The sequence below is a fragment of the Proteiniphilum sp. UBA5384 genome, from assembly GCF_002410825.1.
Taxonomy (GTDB): domain Bacteria; phylum Bacteroidota; class Bacteroidia; order Bacteroidales; family Dysgonomonadaceae; genus Proteiniphilum.
The window spans coordinates 1-22,817 of sequence record NZ_DHOS01000079.1 but is presented as its reverse complement, the minus strand read 5'-3'; the positions used below and the strand labels follow the sequence as shown (position 1 = coordinate 22,817).

Here is a 22,817-nt window from a genome sequence, read left to right as displayed (position 1 = left end):
TTATTTTTTTAAAATATCTCATTGCTATCATAATCATTAATTTTATATTTATATTGTTTTACCATCCTTTATTTTGGATCAAATTTGGATTTTTCAATGTTTCTACATACGGGAGTGGCATGTATTGATAATTATCAGTCATACTTCGCTGTTCGGCAACGAATTCGGTATAGATGAACCCAGTTCCCTCCTTTTCAGCTGATATGCCTCTGATCGATTCATTGAGTGGCATCATTCGCCTGCGTAAATCGAAAAAACGTTCATTTTCAAATGCAAACTCCAGTCTCCTTTCATTGAGTACAAAAAGTAAGAATTTCTCTTTGTCCGATTCGGCTGCTATTTCGTCAAGATAAGCTGTGGATGTGATGCCATTTTTAGTCCTAATATCTCTTATAATGCTATACGCGGTACGTGAGCTTCCTGATACAGTCCCCGAAGCACCTGCCAATTCACTCAATGCTTCTGCCAAATTATAATATACCTCGGCTCTGCGTAATAGCGGATATTGATGGTAATCGTTTTTTGCCGAAAGGGTAGAAGGATCATACAACATTTCTTTTATAGGAGACAAGAATTTTTTAAGGTAATAACCGGTAATTGTATTGTTATAGTCGTATCCAGCCGCATCCCTCCCTTTTGCTGTTCCCTGAGTGTATATTTCCAACGGACGTTCGGAATTAAATATTTTTCCATTATAAAATAATGTCAATTCAAAGCGATCGTCCCTGTTTACATACGGATTTTGCGAATTATAGCCTGAGCGTACATCCGAAATTGGGTATCCGTTTTTTGCCGGATAAGCATCCACTAAATTTTGAGAAGGATTTGTCCTGCCCTGTCCAAAAAACAGGGGAGGGAAATTTTGATTTTCCAGTGTTCTGTTATTACTCCATTTGCGGAAAAGAAACTCGGCATGGGTTGTCTGCTGCACGCTGTTACCTACGTACATATTTTCCTTCAGTGCTGTGTAGGCTCCCAAGTTACCCATGGTGATCGCTCTTTCTGATAAGTGAACCACCCTTTCCCATTTTTTTTGTAACGAATCTGTTGATAAGGCGAATGATCCGGCAGGCTGGTACCCAGGTGATGCTCCATACAGTGCGGCGCGCGATTGCAAAGCCAATGCGGCTTTTCCGCTGGCTCTCCCCTCCTGGGTAGTACCCAAATCTACATCACCCCCGGTATATGCCAAAGGCAGGTACTTAAACGCAGAATCGCAATCAGCAATTATTTGAAGGACACATTCTTCATAGGTGTTTCTGGTTTTTTTGTTGATCTCTTCCCGGTCTTCTTCCGTAATGAATTTTGTGATAATGGGATAACCCAACGCCTGTCCGTCCTCCGTTACTCCTCCAAATACTTTCAATAACTCCATACCCCACCAGGCTCTCAAAAAGTAGGCTTCTCCTCTCGATCTGTCACGAATTTTCTTGTCTCTGACAGAATCAGAAAGATTGTACTTGATATTTGAACCCAGTCCATTTTCCATAAAGGTATGGATGTATTGAAATTGATCATAGGCAAGAGACCAGTTACCCAATGCGTTACTGGTAGGGTTGAGCCCACCCTGGACAAACCTGTAAAGGGAGGATGAACGGGTCCCTGTTAACGCGTTATCGGTCGCTACATCCAGCAGATCATTTCCATAACTGTTTGGCAGCGAAGGGATGCTATTGTATGCATTCATCAAGGTTCCCAGAGCGACGTCAGGAAGGGTCCACGTGTATTCATCTCCGAATGTATCGTTATACTTCGTGCCAAGCGCGTCATCACATGCCCACGACGTTGATAAAAAGATTATCGCTGCAATATATACTATTTTCTTCATTTTGTTCATTTTTTTACGAATACTTATCAATCAGAATGAAAGAGTGACGCCGGCAGTAATTGTTTTCAGCAGCGGGTAAGAATCCAGTCCTGCATTCACCGCTTCAGGATCACGATTTTTTACACTGGTAATGCAACCCAAATTTGTTCCTCTGACAAATAGTTTGAGCGTTTTATAAAGCACATCGGTATTGTTCTTATTTTCCACCAGGTAACTTACTTCTACATTCTTGACCCTAAACAGATCAGCCTTTTCCATCCAGAAGGTTGAATTTCTGTAGTTATTGCTGCTGTTTGAAGTGGTCAGTCTTGGGAAATCTCCCCCCGGGTTGTGGGTGGAGTGATATCTGTTTAAAGCCTCAATGGAATATTTGTTTTCTCCGCTAAACCAATAATAACTGCTGTTTTTCCAGTTATTATAACCAAACTGCCCGGTTCCCAGTACATATAGGCAAAAGCCTTTATAATTTAAATTCAGGTTGATTCCCAGATGTACGCGAGGAAAACTGTTCCCTACCATTCTCATATCCAACTCATCCACTACATGATCCCCGTTTAGGTCTTCATAAGCGATATCACCTGCTTGATAAGGGCCAAAGTTTTGTCGGGGTGCATTTGATAAATCCACATCCTTGCCAAAAAGCCCGCGTGACACATATCCATACATGGCGTCTGAAGGTTTACCTGTCCTGTTCAGGTACTCATCAGGGTAATTAACCTGATCTATTTTCTTCTGCTTATTTTTAACATAGATCACGTTGAATCCTGTCTGGTAGAAAAAATCATTTATCCTGTCAGCATACGATAATTCCGCTTCAATGCCCTGATTTAATACCTCTCCCCAGTTTTCAAACGAATAGAAAGTCCCGTACATGTCCGCATGGGTAGAAGAGACCTGCTGGATTATATTGTATCTGTATTCATTAAAATAATTGGCTTCAACCCATAGTTTTTTATTCATTCCGAGGAATTCCATGCCGATATTTATTTCGCTTGATTTTTCCCATTCCAGATCCGGATTACCGATACGTTGTATATTGGTGCGACTCGGATTCAATGAGTTATTCAAACGTGCCGATCCGTTATTATTCCATTGCGTATGATACAGGTCATGCTGTGTTTGGGCATCATAAGGCAAAAGGCCGACACTCGCTTTTATTTTCAAATAATCAATCCCTTTGATGGATTTCATGAAATTCTCTTCCGACATGATCCATCCGAGTCCAAGTGCATAAGAAAGGGCATATTTGTTATTCCCTCTGAATTTATTACTGCCCATCCCGCCTATACTCAGATCTGCCACGTAGAGATCGCTGTTTACGTAGTTTACCTTCAATACACTGTTCATGAATTTGGTATCCTGAGACAGTCCCGTAGATTCGTTCAAATAATAATTATAAATTAAATCTGCTTTTAATTTATTGTTCTCATTGATGTAGGTGTCGTAAGTGAGCAATCCGATTAAACTTGTGGTTCTGTAATTGTTACTGCTTGATAACACAATATTGTCGTTCTTGTCTGCTTTCTTTCGCATGATCATGATGACAGAATCCTCTCCGGCGGCATTCTTTACCCATCGCTGTGAATAGGTTGCGGTAGATGTAGTCAAAGTCTCTGTCCCTGAAAATCTGTTGTCGAAGGTAATGTGTGTTGCTCCTGTTAATCCCTTTAAGAGTTTGTTAAAATCGTAACTCAATCCAAAGTTCAGCTGCCCGTCTATCGTTTGGCCTTTCTGATAGCCACCATATTTTAATGATCCGTATAAATTGTCTGTGACATTGTTACTTGCCCCTAAATTGGGATAGCCAATAGAATCGGGAGCCACAATTGATTCGGGTATAAATATCGGATATTCATTGGGGCGATGAGATGAGATGGCCTGTATGATTTCGGAAGCGGATAATGAATTCATGTTGTTCACATCAAATATGGCTGCGATTCCCATTGATGCCGATATAAAATCATTGATTCTCACGTTCAAATTCCCTCTTGCATTAAATCGGTTTCGTTGTGGCGTGTCTCCAATCTTTTCCAGGCCACTCATCCCCAGGTATCCACCCACAAGGGAATATTGAACCCCTTCATTCCCTCCCGACAGTTCAAGGGCCGTTTTTCGATAATTATTTCTCTTGTTTAAAAAATAATCGGAATAATTTATATTGGGATATCGGAAATCATTTGGCCCCGTGCTGTTTTTATAACCCGTGATATCCTGATCGGAATAGATAGGCGCTAGCCCGTCGTTAGCCCTGGCTTCATTGAATAGTCTGGCATAATCATGCGAGTTGAGGAATTGGGGAAAGTCGGATGCAACACCCACTCCGTACTCTCCGCTCACTCTGCGAATTCTTTTGTGTTTGTCTCCTTTTTTGGTCGTAACCAAAAGTACACCATTGGCAGCACGAGGGCCATACAGTATTTTTGAAGTGGCATCTTTTAATACCTCTATCGATTCCAATTCTTCTGCTGTGATTACATTGAGTGATCGTTCAACCCCGTCAATAATGGTGATGAAATCATCTCCCCCTCCTCTATGTAAACCGCGTATGTTCAATGAGTGGGTAAGCGTGCCGACACCCCCTCCGGTATTCATGTTTGAGATCAATCCCATTAATTTCCCTTGCAGCGCGTTTCCCACCCCCATCGTCGGATAAGATTCCAACTCATTGGCGGTTACCATACTCACTGCGCCAACATTGTGCCTTTTGTGGGTGATCACATTTCCGGGTAATATGATCCTATCTTTTTCACCCGAAAATAATGGAGCACGTGATAATATAATCTTGGCACCGTTTAGATTCTCTGTTGCATCCAAAATTTTTGGTTCATACCCTCTGGTTTCGACAATAAATTTGTCGCCTGGCTTCATCTTTGCCTGAAATTCGCCGAGATTGTTCGTATACAAAGTGGTCGCACCTTCTCCAATGATTACTTCCGCGTTCCGGATTGTTTCACCCTGTTCATTTACTACTGTGGCGGATATTTCAATCAGATTTACTTTCCGTGACTTTCTGTTCGCTTGGTTTTGTGTATAACCTACATTTGGCATACTGATTAGAAAAATGAGCAGAAAGAGGAAAGGAGTAATTTTTTTATGCTTCAACATCTTTTTTTTCATGTTCTTCGTTTCTTAAATAGGATGATGTTTATAGTAACTAATTCCAGCCGGGATTTTGTTTAAAGTGCACAAAACGGTCGGTCTCATTTTTCGGGAAGGGATACCAATAGTGTTTACGTTCAAAAACCCTGATCTCTTCCGGAACATCCTTTCGTTGAAAAGTGAATATGTTTCCGGGGTTAGGTTTTAAAGAAGTTGCATTGCTTGGCACCGCCCTCACTCCTTTTATTGGATTTGGCACACTGAGTAAGCTTTCAGCGATCATCCAACGCCGGATATCGAACCACCTGTTATGTTCAAGCAGAAGCTCTACAGCCCTTTCATTTCGTATTACCTCTCTGAAGGTTGTGGCATCTGTTGTCTTTTCACTCCTTACATTGATCATTCCTACTCTGTTTCTGACCTTATTGATGGCATCTACAGCCGAATAGGTATACCCTGCGGGGATGTTTTTTGGGCCATATGCCTCATTCATTGCTTCTGCATAATCCAACCACACCTGGGTGGTACGGATATGTATACAATTCCAATAGTACTTTGTATATCCTTCGGCCTTATTAGGTCTGTTGAGAGGAATTGCCTCCGGCCACAACCACTTCTTTACGAGGTAGCCTGTTCTTACCGTTCTGCCCGTTGTTGCAACAGGAGATATGTCAGCACCTCCTTCCCAGGTACAAACATAATTCGGACTGCCATTGGCATACGTGCCATACTGTTCTCCCGGGTGAAGTATAAAAGCGTGGAAACGTGGATCCCTGTTTTCATAGGGATGATCCGGATCGAATGCAGGATCGTCGCTAACCCAGCCTGATTCGGTAAGTATGGCAGAATAGCCGTTTTTTGTTTCAAATTTATCAACCAGATTCTGAGAAACACTCACATTCGGATCAGCATAGTTCCCAGACGCGGCTGCCATCCGCTGTGGAATCCAAAAAATCAACACATCTTGTCTTGGGCCGGTACGAGTCATTCCTGCAGTATTCACATACCACAACGATTCGTCGCTCACAAAATTGGGGAAATGATAGAAGATATTCTTATAATTAGCACCGTCCATCATTTTATGTTTGGGTACAGTATTATCTATATATTCGAGGCATTCTTTCGCATATTGAGCGGCTTTCTTTGCCCATTCCGTGTCGTACCCATTGTCTTCTACTCTATCAATGGGGTTGGCCATCAGCGGACTTGATGCATATAAAGCGGCCATCTCTTTCAGCGCGTATCCGGCAACTTTGTTGGGTCGCCCTGTTTCCGTGGATGGCCATTCATGCGGCAATAGTTCAATTGCTTTCTCTACCTGTTCAATTAACCACTCAGTTGACTGTTGGTAAGTCATCCTGGGCATATCCATATCGTCGTCACTGCCATATACTTTGTCTAAAGCAGGCATGCCTCCCACCCTGCGAATGACTTCAAAATAAAACCAGGCTCTGAAAAAGTAAGCCTGACCCAGTAACTCCGTCTTCTGTTGCTCGGTCAATATTGAAATGTCGGGAACTTTTTCAATGATCCTGTTGGAGATCCTCAAACCAAGAAAGGCATTGGGAATCGCACGGCCGTTAATGCTTCCAACCAATCCCTGGGTCCATCCGATTTCAGGCGCAACTTCAGTGTTTTGCCAGATACCTTTATTAATGAAGTTCGTGATTTGAGTGGAGGTATATGGGTTTGCTGCTTCATCCGACATTTGCCCTACGTGTGCCCGATTTGCTTCCTGCGCTTTCCAATAGGAGTAATCCACTACACAATTATAACATTGGTCTAAATAGCCTCTTATTGAAAAATAATTATTGAAGACCACATCTTCCGAGATACCCAGGTCGGGTGATTTGTCGAGATACTCTTCACAGGCGGTGAATGCCAGTAAAGAACTTAATAATAGGATTAATCTATATTTTTTCATACGATTTTTTCATTTTTTTATTATGGTGTATGGAACTCGCAAAAATCTTTTTCTTATGTGTAAATGTTTAAAGGCTCGTTTCATAATTCAACTGCTTTTAAAATGACATTCTTACACCAAAACTGTACCGGCGAACCATGGGATAAACTGATGAGGAGCTGCCCTCCGGGTCTAACTGTTTGTTAAACTTTGTCCGGGTTAATAAATTGTTCCCATTCGCGTAGAGTTGGAGACTGCTTATTCCCATATTCAATCTGTTGAGTAACTCAGAATTGATGTGATAAGAGAGCTCCACATTCTTTAATCTGAGATACGCGGCATTCTGAAAACTATAGGTGGTCCCTCCCGAGGAACTATAACCTTTGAACTGACTGTGTAAAGCCGGTTTGGTTGCTTTTTCCTTGTTATCTGGTGTCCATCTTCCAGTTGCATCCATACTGGCGCTATAAATTCCTTGTTGACCATATTCGAAATCCCATAAAACGGAGGAATCAACCTCTTTGTAAATGCGGGATACACCATAGAATAGTGCACTTATTTGGAAAGATTTATATTGAAGTCCCAGTGTCCATCCATAGGTGATGGCCGGGAAATTGGTGTTTTTTTGATGCACCCTGTCCTTTGTCGCATCAATTATTCCATCCGCATCGTAATCCAGATACATGAAATCACCGGGAACTAACCTGCCTTGGGTTGACAGATTATTGGCCAATCCGTAATTATAAATATCATCCAGTGATTCGTAATAACCGATTACCTCCATTTTTGTGGCACTTCCAATTGGTTTGCCTGCATTCTTTAAATATTCCGCCAGTCTGTAAGCGTCGTTTCGAAATACGATTCTGTTTTCATTAAAAGCATAGTTCACATTGATGGAATAACCCCAGTCTCTGTTTATTTTATCTTTCCACCCAAGCTCCATTTCATATCCTCTGCTCTTTGTTTTACCCACATTTCCGTCAGCCTGGGAAGCACCGGTCATCCCAGATATCCATACCGGCATTAAAATTCCTTCCCGATTTTCCGCGTACATATCAACCGTCGCGGTCAGCTTGTCAAATAGCATGAGGTCGATACCCAGGTTCTGTTTATGTGCAGTTTCCCACGTTGCGTTGATATTTGCTGTTTGCCCCTCTATGTAAATCGGGCCGTAATTGGTTCTGATCTCATTGCCAAATCCCACACTACCCCCTGTATTTTCATACATCTGTACGTAAGTAAACGATGAGGCTGCGCGATCATAACCCACTATCCCGTACGAATAGCGTAATTTGAGATTATTCAAAGTCTTATCTGTTACACGTTTTATCCACGGTTCCTCCGATATTCGCCAACCCAGCGAAAATGATGGGAAAAACTGGTAACGTTTACCGCGGGCAAATTTGGGTGAACCCGTATATGAACCATTAAATTCAGTAAGATAACGTTCTTTCCAGTTATATGTAAAGCGTGTAACCCATGCTTCGTCACGGTACTGAAATTGCATATTGACGGCATTCCGCAGCTGGTCATTTTGATTTCTGTTAAAAAGCACCAAGGCCGTGATATTATGATCACCAAAATTCCGATTATAATTTAAAGCCATTTCATAATACAATTTTTTACTGTATCCACCATCCAGCATATCATCATAGGAGGCACTGGGTACGTCTCCCTGATAATCATTATTTGGAATTCGGATTTCTTCCTCAGCTGCATAACCTCCTCCTTCTAATGGTCTGGAATAGTCCCATTTTTTGTAATAGGCGATATAGCTGCTTTCTCCAAAATTACCACCAGGATACCTTTGAATTTTACTTTGTGAATTCATTTGCGTATTATATGCCAGTTTTCCTGTAAAATCCAGACCTTTAGTAATAAAATTCAAATCTTGTTTAAATGAAAAATCAATGAAATTTTGATTGTACTTATATATTCTCTGTCCCATATCGAACATTAAATACAGATTATCGGATTGTGCACCCTGGGTACTGACACCGTATGTCCCGTCCGGCCACTGGATAGGGAATACATTTCTGGGTGCACTATATAATGTGCTGAAAAATCGTGTCTGACCGAAAGCATCGTCATTCTCGTTATTTCCATCTGCCCGATACCCAGGTTGATTACGGTAACCCTGCCTGCCAGAAAAATTAAATGTGAAAACTGTTGTTTTCGTTAAATTAAAATCTAAATTAGCCCTCCAATTATAACGTTTATAGTTGAATGAGGGGTCAAAGAGATCATTTTTCTTCGTTTTATACACATCGCCATCGTGCAAATATCCAATTGACGCAAAATATCTCATAAAATCTGAACCTCCGTTGACGTTTAAATTATATTGCTCTGAAAAAGCCACCTCTTTTACCATTTCTTCCCGCCAGTCAATTACCGGAAAATACTGATTATAGGGGCCGATGTTGCCGGTGGCATAAGCATTTTCCCATGCCGCGATTGTAGACTCAGGAATTGTCGCCGCGTATTGCAGATCATTCGCGGCAGCTTCATTCCAGAGTCGCATGGCTGTCACATGATCGGCGTATTCAGGATGGGTCAGCGGTTCTTTAAATCCAAAATTTGCAGAAAAATTTATCTTGGGTTGTGTGTTTTTTCCCCTTTTGGTCGTTACCAAAATAACCCCATTGGCTCCCTTTACACCATAAACAGCGGTGGCAGATGCATCTTTTAACACGGAGATTGATTCTATCTCGTTGATATCCATGTCGTTCATATCTCTTTCCACGCCGTCTACAAGAATCAACGGTTCTGATGAAACCCAACTTCCTCTACCTCGAATGGTTATCTTGGCTTCATCTGCTCCAGGTTTTCCGTCGACCATCACAGAAACAACCCCGGGTAGCACCCCTTGTAATGATTCCGAAACAGAAGTGACATTTCCTGTCTTCATCAAATCCTCTCCTTTTGTCGTGGCAATAGACCCTACCAATGATGCTTTTCGTTGTATTCCGTAACCCACTACCACCACTTCGTCAAGCAATTTGGTATCTTCCCGCATAAGAATGGAGAGTGCTGTGGTATTGTTGTCCAATGCCACTTCTACCGGATGATAACCGATATATGAAAACATCAATGTCTGTCCTGTTTCTGCTCTGATCGAAAATTCTCCGTCTGCATCGGTAATTGTTCCCTGCCCGGTTCCTTTTATCGTGACAGTCACCCCGATGAGGGGTTCATTTAATCCCTCGTCCCATACTTTCCCGGCCCATTCCCGTATCTGTCCGTATATTTGGAAAGAACCAAAGAAAAAGAGGAAGAAACTAATTAATAATAGTTTGTTTTTCATTCTTTACATTTTTTATGTTGATATTATTTATTTGGAAAAAATCATTCTCTATAAAGTCAACTCCATGTTGTTTGATATGTCCGAGTAAATAAGAAGACTACTATTCTTTCCGAAACTTTATTTTTAAATTTAAAAATTGATCAATGGCTTTGTCTTGCGCTTCCTGTAATTCTGGTGGATTTTGAAAATGATTTATCTGTTTGAACGCTTTTATTCCTTTTTCTGAGTTGATCACATTATAACTTGCATAAATGGAGGTCGGAGGACATGTAATATCATTATATCCCAGCGTTAAGAATACAGGGCACTGGATAATTTTTGAAAAATTCACCACATCGAAATAAGGAGATACCTTTGCTTTTTCGATCTTCATTTCAGGAGTGTTATGCTCATCCATAAATATCCTGGGAGGACCCCCTGCCCTACCATGCAGATATCCTGTCATATCACAAAGAGAAGGCTTGCTCGTGACAATCCCCTTTACTCTTTTATCCAGTGCGCCTGTTATAATGGAAAGTGCTCCTCCCTGACTCCCTCCCCAAACCACAATGTTTTCTTTGTCAAATTGATCCAATGTGAAAATAAAATCTATTGCACGCTTACAGCCCAAATATGCTCGTTTATAGTAAACTGCGTCTCTGTGATACCAGCCAAAAGATCCGTATGTGGTTAAAGGCCCGGCGGCCAAATCCTTATATATTTCCGAATCCAACGTCTCTGGAATGCCATGTATTCCTATGACCAATGTGATTATTCCTTTTTCCTCTGCATTCTTTAAGTCTATTTTTTGTTGATATACTCCTGCATAAGGCAATCGCATTAATACCGGATACTGTCCGGAATTTTTCGGCACACATAAGATGCCGTAAATCTTTGATCCTGACCTGTCATTTTGGAAGCTGACTTCATATACGTTTGTCTTTGCTGTACATTTATCTTCCAATAATCTCATTGTAGAATTAAGGGGTATTGCAGCGATTCTTTCCATCTCCATCTCCCAAAAATCCGCAAAATCTTCGGGCATGGGTGTTGTGGGAACAATTTTCTCCGGTGAAAACGCTGCTGTAGCGACCCCTTCGTATAGTTTCTCATGATACATCAAATCCACTTTACAGCGTAAAAAACCGGGTTCTTTCATCGAAACCTTTCCTAACCGGATGAATCCATTTTTCAAATGAACACTTCCTTTCAAAAAAGGCTCCATCATGTCATGCGACAATTCATAGTTGATAGCCGTATTTTGTAAGGATGAATCTAAAGATCCTGACACAGCTACTCCAAACGATGCAGAGTCACCCGTTTGGTAGAGCCAGTCATCCCTGTCAAGCGATACCTCTACAATTGGTAATTGCGCAAACAGGTAAGTGGAAAACAATATAAAGACTATAGGTTGTAATATTATTTTTTTCATATCCTCTCATTGATTTATTTTTGTATTTAGACTTGAAGTTCTTATAGTCGTTGGATTTTGAATTGATATTTTCCAGATCCTATTTGTATTACTGTGTACTTGTCTTCTTCCTGACCCAGGATATTGATTTCGGTAGATGTATTGACAGGTTTTCCTCCTTCGGTGATATTCTCCGGTGTGGTGGAGGGGAGGTACACGGTTGCCCGAGTATTAACAGGTACTTCCACCGTCATTTCCATCTGTTTGCCATCCAATTTCCAGCTACTTCCCACAGTCCCGTAGTAGGTTTTCAATATGGCACGGGCATGCTTGAGGCTGCCGCCGGGAAAGGGCTTTATGAGGTTATGTTTGTAACCGACCGCATCTTTATCGGGAGCGATGTCCAATCCGGCAACTTTCCGGTACAAAAAGTCCCCAACGGCACCGTGTGCATAGTGGTTGAAAGAGTTACTCTGTGGTTTCTGTGTCTGAAAGCTTCCATCTGGTTTTATAGCATTCCATCTTTCCCAAAACGTTGTTGCTCCCATCGTAATAGGATAAAGCCACGAGGGATATTCTTCTCTTTCCAGAAGTTTATAGGCGAGATCACCATATCCGTATTTAAGAAGAATATGGGGCAGAGGTGAAGTAGCCAAAAAACCTGTGGTAAAATGGCCAAAATCATCAATCAGTTCAACCAATCTTGCCGCAGCCTGTTTCTCAAGATGATAAGGAATCATCCCGAATTCGAGCGCTATACTGTAGGCCGTTTGTGATGGAGAGATCAGGTCGCCCTTCTCATTGATGAAAGCCGTATGGAAAGCTTTTTTAGCCTGTTCTAATAGGTTTGTATAATATATTTCATCGTCAGGGATATTCAGCACCTTTGCGGTATTCATCATGATACGTAGTGAATTGGCATAATATGCCTGAGTGATAATATTCTTATTCGTCCCAGGCGTTTTTCTCTCTCCTTCTTCCGGGGAATAAGCCAGCCAGTCCCCAAAAGTGACCCCTTTATCCCATAGCCCATCGTGGGTTACATTGGTAATACTTTTTACATAAGCTTTCATGCTGCCGTACTGTTGGTGTAGGATCCGCTTATCGCCGTAGGTTTTATAAAGTGTCCAAGGAACGATTGTAGCCGCATCTCCCCAAGCTGCCCGGTTAACATTACTTCCCAAGTCAGGTATATAATTTGGCACTTCACCGGTAATCAATTGATCCGCTTCCAGATCCCGTAACCACTTGGTTAGGAAATTATGTACCCGCATGTTGAAAACTGCTGTAGGGACAAAAACCTGGATGTCTCCCGTCCATCCCAATCGTTCATCTCTTTGTGGACAATCGGTCGGTATATCCAGGAAATTCCCTTTTTGTCCCCATTTGATATTACTTTGTAATCGGTTGATTAGCGGATGGGATGAGGTAAAACTGCCCGTGGGTTCCATATCGGAATAAAGGGCTACTGCCTCAAAATTCTCTGGTTTGATTTCTCCGGGATAACCTTCAATTTTCACATAGCGGAATCCGTGCCATGTGAAATGAGGATGTAGTATAACTTTATTGGTGTCTTTTAGTATATAAGTACATTGTGCCTTAGCTGCACGCAGGTTGGCAGTATGGAAATTTCCTTCTTTGTCTAATACTTCAGCATGTGATAATGTGATCATATCACCGCTTTTTCCCTTGACCTTCATTCTTATCCAACCGGCTAGGTTCTGTCCGAAGTCAATGATCTGTTCTCCTTTGGGTGTATTGAATATGGCGGCCGGCTTAAAAATTTCCTGTTGCCTGACAGGTTCATTATAGGTGGCTACCAGTTTGGCCGTATCAAAGTTTGTTTTTTTTACATAGGCCCATTGTGAATCATCATACTCAGGAAACATCCATCCTTCTTTTTCCAGGCGAAGATCTATTTTCTCACCGTTGTAGATCTCTGAATAAATGATCTTTCCCGTGGAACTTCTCCAGGAAGGATCTGAGATTACCCTCTCGCGGGTACCATCGGTATATTCAATCTCTAATTGGATCAATAAAGCTATATGGCGACCGTAGTGGTTGTTTTTATTGCTCCAGCCAAGAGTTCCTCTATACCATCCGCTTGCCAACATTACGGCGATTGTATTGTTTTGTTGGAGGAGACCGGTAACGTCGTAAGCCTGATACTGTAATCGTTTATGATAGGATGTCCATCCCGGGGTGTAGTGTGCATCACCTACACGTCTACCGTTCAGATAAGCCTCGTACATGCCGTGTGATGTAGCGTAAAGAACAGCGGAGCGGATCTCTTTTTTTGTTTGAAATGTCTTTCTCAAATAAGGAGAAGGGCGGTTGACCGTGTCTTCTTCAAGGGTAGGAGTAATCCATTGCGCTTTCCAGTCTGACGGCTGCAAGAAACCGGTACGAAAGCTGCCAGGAAGACTCCAGTCAGATATATAACCCCTGTTATCCTGAACTCTTACTCTCCAGAAATATAGTGTATTGCTTTTTAAAGGAAGACCTTTGTACGCGACAAGTACAGAGGAGTCTGACAATACTCTTCCGCTTCTCCATGCGAATGTGTCATTCGATTCCACTTCAATTTCATAAGCCGTTTGGGTGATACCTCGTTTTTCGTTTTGCAATATCCAGGTAAATCTGGGGATAGAAATATCTAATCCTACAGGATCTATAAGATTTTCAGTCAAAAGCTCTTTCACTATTGTCTGAGAACAAATGCTTTCTATTAAAATAATCGGCAATATTATAGCGAAAAATGTTTTCTTCATTAGGTGTTATATTGATTAAGGAATAGGGTAATTGATAATCAGATATCTAAAATCTTATTCGATATAAACTCTATTAGATCCCTTTATATGATAAATATTTATCGTAATAATTTTTTAATTGCATCTGCCACTGATTTTGAAAGTGCCTCATATCCTTCTTCAGTATAATGTACATCACCTTCGCCTTTTGCATATTTTTTGTGGATATCAATAGAATATTTGTGCAGATTGTGAACGGCTATACCTTTTTCTTCCATAATAGCCAATGCGGCGTTGTTGTATTTTATTTCATCACCTTCAAATCGACCTGCCTCATCTGGAGGAACGACCGTGGTAGTAATAAAAAGCAATTTTACTCCGGTGTCCTTTAGTCTGGTAACGATCGTGTCCATATTGGCCGCATATTGTTCAACGGTAAATGTGACGGTACCATTAACCTTGTCCCTGTTACCCTGCACCTTTGATTCCGGATGCCGGTAACACAGGTCCCATAATCCCCAGTTAAAAGCAATTATATCCCATTTCGTGTCTCCTAACCATTCTTCCAGCATCTCTTTGCCGGTTCCTGTATGCTGTGCATTTCCTTTATTGTGGAAAACATCCGCTCTGTCTGAGAGGGACTTTTTTACAAAAGGAGTGTAACCAATGGATATGGAATCGCCAATGATAAGTACCTTTTTTCTGTTCTGTGTCCAGTTAGCACAGGCTATCAACAGTATCAGTAAACAAAGTGTACTAAAAAAAACTTTTTTTCTTTTTTTCATTTTTTACAACCTATTTATTTGTGAAATCTCACTAAGTAAAACCTATTAGTCAAGCTGAATTTTAAAGAAATATAAAGACTCGCCTTCAAGGGTGTAATGGAAAGAATTTTGCGAGATAGAATGATCATTTTTTTCTCCAACTCCCGGTAGATCTTTGTGCCACCTATATACCTCACATCGGGTATTCTTTATTTTTCTATTTTCTCCCAGATCAAACCGGGTATTATTCAGAGGAGATTTGCTTTTATTCAATACCCATACCGATAGTACGTTGCCTTTTATGAATGCAGCCGTAGAAGCGGATTCACAAGGTAGTGTTATCTCTATATAATTTCCCCCGCTGGCATGGTTGACCACTTGTTTGAAGATTTCGTACTTCCCTGATCTGGTGTAAATCTTGTTTTGATGGTCTACCCAAATCATGGTATGACCTCTTCCTTTTGCCGGCCCATAAAATAACCATGTGTCAATTCCCGTAAATCCGGCACGAAGATGTTTCCAGAGCACCTCTGATGTAATTATTTCTTCATGTATATCCACACCGGTCCATCCATGCATTTCGGTATTCCATATCTCTTTTATCCCCAGCTTTTTGGCTCTTGCCACAAACTCTTCATGTACTCCTGTTGGCCCGGTATTATGGGTAGAGGCGACTGCAATTGAGGCATGTTCGTTCTTTGATGGATCTACCTTGTCCAGCCAGCCTGTAGCTCCACTAATGGCCCAGGAGGAGGGAACTACTAATTGGGGCATATGTACCCCGGGGTCCAGCAATTTCGGCAGATTCTCATAAATATATTTATTGGCTGATGGGGAAATGGTCTCTTTCTCATTCGTCACATCCAGGTAAGTTATTGTAAGGCCATTGCGGTGCATGAGATTTAAATAATCTGCAAAATATTGGATCAGTTTCGGTAAATGAAGGATCTCTTCCTTCCATTTGGGCACTATTGTACCATCCTTCATCTTCTTTGTTCCGTCTTGCTTCCAATCTAATATCCATCGGGGATAGGGTGACCAGGGAGTATTGTCTTTATGACCCCATATTGTTTCTCTTTCGTGTTTGGAATATGCTTCAAAGAGGGGCCTGGGACTGGCAAAAAACTGGATATCCGGATTTGCCGATTTAATGGCATGCATCATTTCAATCTCATCATCGTAGGCATTTTTATTTTTGACACCTTCCTTCCTTTCATAGGTGGCATCAATGCCGACACGAACATATTCACTTTTTAATTCGTCCACCGCCAAGCGGGCCAGTTCTTCTTTCATATCCCTGTTCCAGTCCCAAAGCCTCTCGACGTCCACACCGAATTTAACTATTTGTTTTACTTTATCAGATACTGTAATAGTAGCGTTATCTTTTTCCTGATTAACCGGAATAAACACCAAATAAGAATCGTCTCCCTTTTTGGCTGATAATGCCAGTACCTGCGGTTCATCGTTTTCTACCACCACGAAAGGACGTTCCAGTCGGTCAGGAAGATAGAATTTGCCGTTTGTCATCAATATTCTCTTGGGGATAACGATGTGTTCAGTAGCTTGGCTCCAATCTTTACCATCTGTAGAGGTGACCATTCCTATAAATCCGGCAAATGCGTGGAAAATAGCGTAAAAGCGTTCACGTTTAGTGTCATACCACATTGCCATGTCCTCCGTTTCTATATAGTCAATCACTGGTTTTTCCTGTATCTTGAAAGGGCCTGTCGGCGATTTTGAAATTGCAATTGCCTGATCGCGTATAATTCGCTTTTCATTAGGTTTGTCTCCCTTAAATATCAGATAATACAGACCATCTTTCTGTGTAATTGTTGGATTGTTGACCATATTTCTGACCGGTCCTGCTGGTTCTATCAAAGGATTGTCCATTCTCTCCCAGGGCCCGTCAAACGAGTCGGCAACGGCTACACCAATCCGTTGATTATTGCGGACATTTCCCCATTTTGGATGTTTCCCACCTTGCTGTCCCAACTCTTTTAATTCTTTTTCATCATATGATTCACCTCCCAGATTGGTAGAGTTGTAATACAAATAGTATTTTCCATCAAAAAATGTGATCATTGGATTATGAACTCCTAAAGCATCCCAACACCCCGGACCTCTTCCTTTGAGCAATGTCCCTTTATATTCCCATGGGCCGATAGGTGAGTCTGCTGCGGCGTGTACAATCTCTGAAAATGTCAACCACCCTTGAAATCCTAATTCTTTTTTCCATCTTGAATAGATCAGATGGTAAATACCTTGTTCATCTTGGATGATGGATGAATCCCAAATATAATATCCATCGTTCTTGTAAATATTTTTTTCTGAAATGGGTGCGAGACGGTGACCAAAAAACAGATCATCCTTCTTTGCTTGCCCGTTTATACATAAAGAAACTAACAAAATAAAAACTATTAATAAGTACCTTTTTTTACTCATTTCTGTATAAATTGATGCAATACATTGTATAACTGTTTAGGCCTCTCTAAACTTACCGGAATAAACGATGAAGAAGCAATGTTCGAATATCCACTTAAAGGGGGTATTGAATACTGAAAATTAAGGAAATCAATGTGCTTCCTTTGTAAGATCAGCTTCGATTTTATATCCTAATGAAATAACATAATCCTCAATCCATGGCGGTGCTTTGAATTTAATATGCTTGGTAAGAAATTCTTCAGTGTCTTTTATAGTTGCAATAAAGTATTTTACGCTACGATCTAGGGTCATGAAAGCATGTCCCTGGTTAGGGTATTCAACTAATTTACAGTCGTTCTTAAGCTCTTGCATTTTCTTGTTAAAGAGCCTCATGTCGTCAATTGTTGTCTGAGTATCAGCGTCGCCTGATAGAATAAGAAAAGGAGGAAGACTTGCTTTTACGTGATGATAACAAGATAAGTTCTCTTCTAAACCATTGAATCTTTGTTTATACGCTTCGTTTAAATTTTCTCTGTCAATGAGTATTGCTGGATAATAAAGGACAACGGCATGGGGGATGGGCGAAACGGAAATATCATCAGTCGACTCATTAAATTCGTCAATAATGGCTATTCCTCCGGCTAAAAGTCCCCCGGCAGAAGCCCCAGCTGAGATTATTTTATTCGGATCGATACTATAAATTTCAGCATTTGCCTTAATATATCTCATTGCAGACTTTCCGTCCATCAAACACTGGTCGACTGTGGTTCCGGCAACCATTGTTCCGATTCTATATTGGGGTGAAAAGACTACCATACCTCTCGAAGCCAAGTATCGGGCATGATACTGAAACAGTTTGTAACTCCCAACATTCCACCCTCCTCCATGAAAAAAAACGATGGCTGGAAGATCTTTCTTTTCTTTCATTACAGGCTCATAAACAAGCATTTTTAAATGAATGCCGTTGATCCTTTTAAAAATCACATCATGCTCCGTTGTTTGATAAGGTTGATTTGCCTGGGCAAGCAACACAAATGGACAGCATATTCCCAATAAAAAGAAAATGAATGGCAATAACTTTTTCATAATGTGTTGTCTTTGATGGTGAAATAAAAAATATTTATTTACATACAACCTGTATAAATACCTACTTGCTTTTGACGTTCGGATTCACTGTCGGCATTTGAGCTTTCATGTTTTTCCGCCATTTGTCCAATTCTTTCGTTAATTTTTTTGTGATTCCCGGATTTTGCGAAGCTACATCCTTTCTCTCGCCTATATCTTCTTTCAGGTTGTATAGTTCATATTTGTTCTCTTCAAAAGTATTGATCAACTTCCAGTCGCCGTACCTTACGGCAGAGTAGGGGGTTGCCCCTTCGATATGGTAATGTGGATAATGCCAGAATATAGCATCTCGTTTTAGTTTTTTCGTTTTGCCCGTAAGGAGCGACTTCAGACTTACTCCGTCGAAATCTTTTCTTTCTTCTCTTGTAGCCGGAAGCCGTACCATATCAACCAGGGTGGGCAGGAAGTCGATTGATATCACCGGCGAATGATTGACTTCTCCCTTCTGCTGTTGATGGAGATTTTTGATAATAAGCGGCACCCGTACTCCTCCCTCGTATATATCTCCCTTGCCGCTGCGCAACGGAGTATTGTTTGTAATTTTATTTTTGCCTCTGCCGATGAGGCCTCCGTTATCGGATGTGAGAATGATGAGAGTATTGTCATACAGCCCCTTCTCTTTTAGGACATTGATGACTCTTTTGACGGCATCGTCCACATGTTCGACCATTGCTGCGTATACCGGATTTTTCTGTAAATTGGAATCATCCGATAGTTTTGCATAGTAATCGATTTTGTTTTGTTTTGCCTGTAAAGGGGTATGGACATTATAAAACCAAAGGTTCAGAAAGAATGGCTGGGATGTGGAAGTACCGATAAAGTTACATGCTTCCGAAGCTAAACGTTCCGTCAGGTATTCTCCTTGCGGTCCGTCTTTCAGCCTTGGATTTCCGTATGGAGTAAAATAGCCGTTATAACCTTCCTTCTCATTTTTGAAAGGGGATCCTTTTGACCATCCTCCTATATTGACGTCAAATCCGTTATTCTCAGGCCAATACTCAGGATTTTCTCCTAGGTGCCATTTCCCGATATGGATGGTTTTATATCCGGCTCGTTTAAACAGATCGGCCATGGTAATCTCTTTCGCAGGCAAATACATTGTCCAATCAGGAACTTGTAATTTGGCTTCCGGCATTTTCCATCCTTCTATCCAGTCGGTGAGATGTAGTTTTGCTGGATATTTACCGGTCATCAGGCTCGCCCGTGTGGGTGAAGAAACCGTGCATGCAGCATAGGCATCGGTGAATAGAACGCCGTCGGCAGCCAATTGATCGATTGCGGGAGTTTTGTGAAAATCACTTCCGTATATTTGCAGATCCTTCCATCCCATGTCATCCACGACAATCAGAATAACATTCGGATCGGCGGCCTGGGTAAAGATAGGTGTGGCTATCGCGGCAATAGAAAGGGTTGTTTTTTTCAATCTGTTCATATCTTTGTATTTTTGTTGATCAAATCATTTTGTAAATATCGGTATCTCTTATTGTATTTCAATATCCGTTGTTACCGGTTGTAAAAGGGGAGAAGAGAACTTTATCCTAACGGTCCCGGGTTTGCCATCGGCTTGTATATAAGCCAGAAGGCGTCCGTTAAAAACCCTTTGCACATTATCGGTGTAGTCTCCCATATCTTCATTATCACCCGCTTCCAATCCCAGTAGCGTTGCTTCGCCTTCTATCGTGCAGGTGATGCGGTTGTCCGCGAGTATCACCAGGTTGTTATGTTCATCTACCACATTAACCACTACATGTGCGACTCCGTTCTCTTTACTGATTACCGGATTTTCATTCTCTACGGTTAACGCGTAAGGTCTTCCGGTTGATCGGATTATGTCGTTCGATATTTTATTTCCCGACACATCATAGCCAACAGCCTCCAGTTTCCCTGACGCATATGGAATATCCCAGTATATGATGCCATTCTCATCACGTTGAGGTTTTTCCCCCCCTACTGACACGCCATTAAGGAATAAATCTACGGAAGCAGCATTCGTATAACATACAACACGCACGTATTCTCCATCCCGGTAATTCCATACCGGCCAGGCGTCCATGGAGGCTTTTGTCGTTTTTTCATTCTTGTTGTCATGGCTCTGCAACAGTGACCATACGTCTTTCATGTTCGTCTGGTTTGCTGAACTGGGAGTGGGATAGGTACCGATATAAATTACCGGCCTATCCGACCATAGAGCTTGTCTGAATTTTCCCCTCGGTTTGATAAAACCACAAAAATCGAGTAATCCGGAATAAAACCCTCGGGAAGGCCACCTCCCTGATTCTCCAAGATAATCAATCCCTGTCCACAGGAATTGGCCGAAAATATGTTGATTGTCCCGTACCGCTTTCCATGCTTTCAGGTCATGTCTATTCTCACTGCCGTATATAATTCTCCCGGGATATTTTTTATGATCGGAATCATACCTGTTCTCAGTATAGTTATATCCTGCAATATCCAATACATACGGATATTCTGTCTCATTAGACATAGCTACCCCTGCCAACCCGGCTGTAACCGGCCTTGATAGGTCGTATTTTCTTACTACCGCAGCCAGCCGCTTTGCAATTACTCCCAACTCCATAGCATCCGGCGCCTCTTTTTTATATCCTCCAAAGACAGGTTGGGAGAATCCTGTATCTGCACCACCATCCAAGACCGGATGTGAATAAGGATCGTTTGGATAATCCACTTCATTACCTATACTCCAGGCAAAGATTGAAACATGATTACGATCCCGGCGAACAATATCAGCCAGATCGCGTTCTCCCCATTCCTTGAAAAAGTCGTACGAACCCTGGAATCCCGGTGTACCTACATTCCATCCCTCAAGCCATTTCCGCTTCGGATACACCCACTCATCAAAGGCTTCATTCATTACCAGAAATCCTAATTCATCACATAATTCATATAAATGGGAAGCCTGAGGGTTGTGGCTGGTACGGATTGCGTTGACACCTACCTCTTTTAAATTCAACAGTCTTCGTCTCCATACATCTTTGAAAGATGCCGCTCCCAATACACCCGCATCATGGTGGATGCATACGCCTTTTACTTTCATCCATTTTCCATTCAATGCAAACCCTTTATCCGGATCGAATTGATAGGAGCGAATGCCGGTTTTCATTGAATATTGGTCAGTTAACCGGCCATCTTGTGAAATCTTTGTGTGTAAGGTATATAAATTCGGATTATCTAAATCCCACCACACAGGATTATTGACGTCCATTTTTACCGTTATTTTATGAACTTTACCCGGTTCGGTGGTAGCTTGTGCCGATTCCTTATGAATGATTTTTCCTTCGGAAGATAGCAGCTCATGCTCTACTGTTATTTTCGACAATTTTTGCGATTCATTTTCTATCTCTGTTTCTATATGAAGCAGGACTTTTTTATTATTTATTACTTCAGGGTAAGCATACACCCCCCATAGCGCAATATGTACCGGGTTGGCATATACAAGCCATACATCCCGGTAAATTCCTGATCCGGTATACCATCGGGAGTCGGCAGAACGACTATGATCTACTCTAACTGAAATAAGGTTTTGTTCTCCATATTTTATGTAGGGAGTTGCGTCATACGCAAATGAAACATACCCGTTCGGTCTTTCACCTAGTAATTGTCCGTTGATATATACCTTACTTCTGTTATAAATACCCTCAAAATAGAGATAAACCTTTTTTCCCTTTTTATCGGCAGGAATAAGCAACTCTTTTCTATACCAACCTATCCCTCCGGGTAAATAACCTGTGCAGCTTGCCAGATTTGGGCTTAATTGTCCCTGTATGCTCCAGTCATGAGGTAAATTAATATTTTGCCATTTCCCATCATTAAAGTCAATTGAGGCTGCATCTTCGATATCATCAAGTAAAAATTTCCATGATGAACTTATTTTTTGCGGTTCCCCAAATGATAGTTGTGGATAAACAGGATAAAAAAATGATAGAATAGATACAATAACAATTATTTTTTTCATGTTTAAATATTTATTTACAAATAAGGCTCCATGTGGATAAAGATGAGCCGAATGCTAAACAAGCATTAAATTTTCTTATCTTGTGCAAATGTACTTAGAACGTAAGGTCTATGGGCTGAAAAATTATTCTAAAATGTAGGAAATTTTATTCAGACCGAGGGTATGGTCGTGTTTAACACTATAGCCTGAAGGATGTGTATGATTTGCAGAAGTTCGGATTTGCTTACATCATTTTTAAGCCGGTTCACCTGGCGGAAGCC

11 protein-coding genes are annotated in these 22,817 nt (G+C 41.3%); all 11 read right to left on the bottom strand.

All coding sequences use genetic code 11. From position 1 onward, the window contains the following. Nucleotides 1–58 precede the first annotated feature (58 nt). Nucleotides 59–1,828 (bottom strand): RagB/SusD family nutrient uptake outer membrane protein, encoded by a 1,770-nt coding sequence (locus B4G81_RS15175; RefSeq protein WP_294084006.1) that lies wholly within the window; start codon nucleotides 1,826–1,828, stop codon nucleotides 59–61. Nucleotides 1,829–1,858: 30 nt separating this feature from the next. Beyond that, complete coding sequence (locus B4G81_RS15170; RefSeq protein ID WP_294084004.1) at nucleotides 1,859–4,933, bottom strand: SusC/RagA family TonB-linked outer membrane protein; 3,075 nt, start codon at nucleotides 4,931–4,933, stop codon at nucleotides 1,859–1,861. A gap of 49 nt (nucleotides 4,934–4,982) precedes the next feature. After that, nucleotides 4,983–6,851, bottom strand: a complete 1,869-nt coding sequence (locus tag B4G81_RS15165) for a RagB/SusD family nutrient uptake outer membrane protein (RefSeq protein ID WP_294084002.1) — start codon at nucleotides 6,849–6,851, stop codon at nucleotides 4,983–4,985. A 97-nt stretch (nucleotides 6,852–6,948) separates the two neighbouring features. Continuing rightward, the gene (locus B4G81_RS15160) at nucleotides 6,949–10,134 is read right to left on the bottom strand and encodes a SusC/RagA family TonB-linked outer membrane protein (RefSeq protein ID WP_294084000.1); all 3,186 of its coding nucleotides are present in this window, start codon (nucleotides 10,132–10,134) and stop codon (nucleotides 6,949–6,951) included. A gap of 100 nt (nucleotides 10,135–10,234) precedes the next feature. Next, nucleotides 10,235–11,545 (bottom strand): acetylxylan esterase, encoded by a 1,311-nt coding sequence (locus B4G81_RS15155; RefSeq protein ID WP_294083998.1) that lies wholly within the window; start codon nucleotides 11,543–11,545, stop codon nucleotides 10,235–10,237. 41 nt (nucleotides 11,546–11,586) lie between these two features. Beyond that, a complete protein-coding gene (locus B4G81_RS15150; RefSeq protein ID WP_294083996.1) occupies nucleotides 11,587–14,295 on the bottom strand; it encodes an alpha-L-rhamnosidase in 2,709 nt (902 codons plus the stop codon). Between the two features lie 98 nt (nucleotides 14,296–14,393). Further along, a complete protein-coding gene (locus tag B4G81_RS15145; protein WP_294083994.1) occupies nucleotides 14,394–15,059 on the bottom strand; it encodes an SGNH/GDSL hydrolase family protein in 666 nt (221 codons plus the stop codon). 45 nt (nucleotides 15,060–15,104) lie between these two features. Next, on the bottom strand, nucleotides 15,105–17,444 hold the full coding sequence (locus B4G81_RS15140) for a glycoside hydrolase family protein (RefSeq protein ID WP_294083991.1): 2,340 nt from the start codon (nucleotides 17,442–17,444) through the stop codon (nucleotides 15,105–15,107). Nucleotides 17,445–17,609: 165 nt separating this feature from the next. Continuing rightward, on the bottom strand, nucleotides 17,610–18,545 hold the full coding sequence (locus tag B4G81_RS15135; protein ID WP_294083989.1) for an alpha/beta hydrolase: 936 nt from the start codon (nucleotides 18,543–18,545) through the stop codon (nucleotides 17,610–17,612). Between the two features lie 61 nt (nucleotides 18,546–18,606). After that, nucleotides 18,607–20,016, bottom strand: coding sequence for a sulfatase (locus tag B4G81_RS15130; protein ID WP_294083987.1), 1,410 nt, complete (start codon nucleotides 20,014–20,016; stop codon nucleotides 18,607–18,609). 48 nt (nucleotides 20,017–20,064) lie between these two features. Continuing rightward, on the bottom strand, nucleotides 20,065–22,557 hold the full coding sequence (locus B4G81_RS15125; RefSeq protein ID WP_294083983.1) for a sugar-binding domain-containing protein: 2,493 nt from the start codon (nucleotides 22,555–22,557) through the stop codon (nucleotides 20,065–20,067). Nucleotides 22,558–22,817: the final 260 nt, after the last annotated feature.

Coding starts and splice junctions, on each gene's coding strand:
- B4G81_RS15175 (WP_294084006.1), bottom strand. CDS start 1,828: ATGAAGAAAATAGTATATATTGCAGCGATAATCTTTTTATCAACGTCG.
- B4G81_RS15170 (WP_294084004.1), bottom strand. CDS start 4,933: ATGTTGAAGCATAAAAAAATTACTCCTTTCCTCTTTCTGCTCATTTTT.
- B4G81_RS15165 (WP_294084002.1), bottom strand. CDS start 6,851: ATGAAAAAATATAGATTAATCCTATTATTAAGTTCTTTACTGGCATTC.
- B4G81_RS15160 (WP_294084000.1), bottom strand. CDS start 10,134: ATGAAAAACAAACTATTATTAATTAGTTTCTTCCTCTTTTTCTTTGGT.
- B4G81_RS15155 (WP_294083998.1), bottom strand. CDS start 11,545: ATGAAAAAAATAATATTACAACCTATAGTCTTTATATTGTTTTCCACT.
- B4G81_RS15150 (WP_294083996.1), bottom strand. CDS start 14,295: ATGAAGAAAACATTTTTCGCTATAATATTGCCGATTATTTTAATAGAA.
- B4G81_RS15145 (WP_294083994.1), bottom strand. CDS start 15,059: ATGAAAAAAAGAAAAAAAGTTTTTTTTAGTACACTTTGTTTACTGATA.
- B4G81_RS15135 (WP_294083989.1), bottom strand. CDS start 18,545: ATGAAAAAGTTATTGCCATTCATTTTCTTTTTATTGGGAATATGCTGT.
- B4G81_RS15130 (WP_294083987.1), bottom strand. CDS start 20,016: ATGAACAGATTGAAAAAAACAACCCTTTCTATTGCCGCGATAGCCACA.
- B4G81_RS15125 (WP_294083983.1), bottom strand. CDS start 22,557: ATGAAAAAAATAATTGTTATTGTATCTATTCTATCATTTTTTTATCCT.